Genomic DNA, 2984 nt, shown 5'->3' on the forward strand with positions numbered 1-2984 from the left:
AATTTAGATGAGCTTACCCTGATGACACCAACCATCAAAAATTTCTCTGTCTTGTACTTCTGCATTTAACTCACCGTGAAATACTATCAACAACATCCTAACGCCTTTCCTCTTAATTATCTCCAGGACTTGTGGGGAGAAATTCAAGCTTGTCCATATTTTGCAATTAACAATCTTAACCGGGATTTTATTAATACAAAAGGCTTTTCTGTGGTCTTTCAACGTCAAGGTTTAACAGAAGTTATCCAAAAATTCCCCTATTTCAAACCCTATCTAGATGTTGCACTTTTGCCTAATTGTAACGCTTTTTATCTCAATCCTTTACTGCTAAAATCCGGTTCTCGCGTTGACCCCCATATTGATCGGTCTTTGCGTTCCTATTGTAAAACCGTTGAACCTCCTGCTTTTGTAAGTGTGCTTTATGTCCGCGTTCCAGAGGATATGGAGGGGGGTGAATTGGTGCTAAAGTTACAAAAACGCCAAGTGGGACAAATTAAACCCCAAACCAATTCTTTAATTTACTTTCAGGGTGATTTAACTCATTCGGTGAATGCAGTTACAAGTCATGGAAATCGTTTAAGTCTTGTTTGTGAACAGTATTGTTTAAGTGAAGAGGAACTGGAGGACATACCACAGTTTACATTAGAGTCCAGGGCAAATCAAGGGAATGGGAAAAACAAAGGAAGTAAGTGAGAAAGAATGTCAACAATTTATAATCATTTAATATCAACATAAATATCTTTACCATATTTCTTAAATTCATCATCGAGGTTGTATTGAATATTGCGAATCTGTTGACGAATTTCTTTAGCAGGTTCTAAACAATCTCTTTGATAATCTTGTAAAGTTAATTGCAGATGAGGATAGAGAATTTTTAAAAAACCTGATGCTGTTTTGAGGATTGCTTCTTGATCTCTCACAGTAATATTATCATCAAATTGAGTATGTTCTTGAGCATATTGATAAAAACGATTATCCCTTCTTAAAGATAATAAGGCTTCTCCAAAAAAGTCCATTTTTAAACCGATTTGATCAGCGATCATATCACGTTGAAACTTAGGAATTTCCCAACCAGGTAAAATACCTGCAAACCGATCTAAAAAAGCAGTTTCTGAGAAAAATCTTGGTAAATTCTTCATCAAATTAAATCTATGTTTAGGACGTTGATCTTCATCAAGTTCAATATTACCTAATAATACTAAAGAACAATCACTAGAAATCGGGTTATCAGAAAACCCAGAACGGTTATAACGTCCATTTGCAAGATAGGTTTTTAAAGGTCCAATAACTTCATCAGGTTTATCAAAAGTTAAACTTTGAATTTCATCTAGCACTACTACATCATAACGACCTAATAAACCTACTGATTGAGTTTTACCATCAATAAATAATTTTGCAGGTGTAATTTTACCTCCACTGATAACAGAAACTTTATTATTAATATTTTCATAAACAAAACTTTTCCCTGTTCCTTTAGGTGCTAATTCCATGATATGATAATTAGACTCAACTAAAGGAATTAACCTTGTTAACATCCGTGTTTTCGCAAGATGATTATAAGTTGGGTGTTCGGGATTATAACCCATAGAACAAAACATTAAATCTCGCCATTGTTCTGTGGTAAAATGAGAACGAAATTGGGCATATTCTTGTAAATCAACTTCTGAAGATTGGAAAGGATCAAAATCAATAACTGATACTTTAAAATTACCGTCGATATTGCTTTTCAAGCGTAAGGTAATTTTACCCCATACTCCTTGTCTGAGTAATCTTTTGTATTTGTCTACAATATCGCTGGTAATTTCGCAATTTGATAAATTTAAGATTTCGATATTTGCTAAGGGTTCAGGTATTTGTTTAGAATTAGCTTCTAATTTGATTCTCACTTTTAGTAAAGCAATTAATTTATGTATTTGTCCTTGAATAAGTTTAAATTTGATCACTTCTTGATCATCTTTTCTGGGAAAAGCTTTCTGTACAAAATCATTAATAATTGCTAATTCTGCATCGTTTAAAATTCCAGTTCCCGGAACTTTTTTATCTATTAACCACTCAAGGACAAAACTAGGGATACCTAAATTAGTAAGTCCTTTTAAGCGTTTTTTATCAAAACTGTATATTTGAAAGACTTGTTGAACCAAATCATTCTTGTAATTAAAAGTCATCTAAATCTCCTCGAAAACCACTATTATAGATTTGTTTTATGGTAAAAGATGATTCTGAATCAAGTTTTGACTCTCCTGAAACATTATCATTAAAACTAAAGGTTAGTTTACCAGATAATTGAATAGTCATTTGATTTTTATCTGGTGGTAATTTAGGATATTCGTTAATGATTATTTGATGAATTAGTTTATCATGGGGTAGAATCTGAACAACTGGAAGTTTTACATTTTCAATTTCTGGTAAATCATTGACGGTTAAATACAAATCACTTAACGTTATTGTATCATAATTATGGATTATAATGTTTAATTCTCCGGGTTTTAAACCTTCACATTTACCCATACAATTAACTATTACTGTTTCAGTAAAATCTTGTTGATTATTGAGTGGGGTTTGTTTAGTGTCAATAATTAAATCTAATTTATTCCATACTCTTAACCATTCCTCTGTCCAGTTACAAAGCATTTTACCTTGAATCAAATAATATTCATGTTGCAGGGTAAAATATTTTAACCATTCTACCTCTGTGGAAATGACAATGTAGTAATTTTCCGGTGGATATGAACCAGTAGGATCTAAAATGATTTTACTCATTAATTTTCCTCCTGGTGATTTAAGAAAGCCGCTAGTTTTTGATATAGTTCTTGTTTTCTAGAAACAGGAAGTTGTTTAAATAGAGCAATGATTTCGTTTTCTTGCATTTCATAGTCTTGACCTTGGTTTTGAATCTCCTGCAATTTATTATTAATATCTTCTAGGATTAAACTAGCATCATCCTGTTTTTTGGTAGTAGTTTCTTCCTGCTGAGTATATTACCA

The 2984-nt window shown here is 32.2% G+C and carries 3 protein-coding genes; 1 reads left to right on the forward strand and 2 read right to left on the reverse strand.

Going from position 1 to position 2984, the window contains the following annotated elements:
- Positions 1-75: 75 nt before the first annotated feature.
- Positions 76-693 carry a 2OG-Fe(II) oxygenase gene (locus tag CUN59_RS19615; protein ID WP_104389415.1) on the forward strand — a complete coding sequence of 206 codons (618 nt, stop codon included), beginning with the start codon at positions 76-78 and terminating at the stop codon, positions 691-693.
- Positions 694-716: 23 nt separating this feature from the next.
- On the opposite strand, the gene brxL is transcribed toward CUN59_RS19615, so the two are convergent.
- Both brxL and CUN59_RS19625 read right to left on the reverse strand, forming a co-directional pair.
- A complete protein-coding gene (brxL, locus tag CUN59_RS19620; protein ID WP_104389416.1) occupies positions 717-2165 on the reverse strand; it encodes a BREX system Lon protease-like protein BrxL in 1449 nt (482 codons plus the stop codon).
- On the reverse strand, positions 2155-2760 hold the full coding sequence (locus tag CUN59_RS19625) for a hypothetical protein (RefSeq protein ID WP_104389417.1): 606 nt from the start codon (positions 2758-2760) through the stop codon (positions 2155-2157). Before CUN59_RS19625 ends, brxL begins: the two co-directional genes overlap by 11 nt.
- Positions 2761-2984: the final 224 nt, after the last annotated feature.

This window comes from Cuspidothrix issatschenkoi CHARLIE-1, from assembly GCF_002934005.1.
GTDB classification, from domain to species: domain Bacteria; phylum Cyanobacteriota; class Cyanobacteriia; order Cyanobacteriales; family Nostocaceae; genus Cuspidothrix; species Cuspidothrix issatschenkoi.

Bases quoted from the DNA above. Each gene is read 5' to 3' on its own strand.
- brxL (WP_104389416.1), bottom strand. From the start codon at position 2,165: ATGACTTTTAATTACAAGAATGATTTGGTTCAACAAGTCTTTCAAATA.
- CUN59_RS19625 (WP_104389417.1), bottom strand. From the start codon at position 2,760: ATGAGTAAAATCATTTTAGATCCTACTGGTTCATATCCACCGGAAAAT.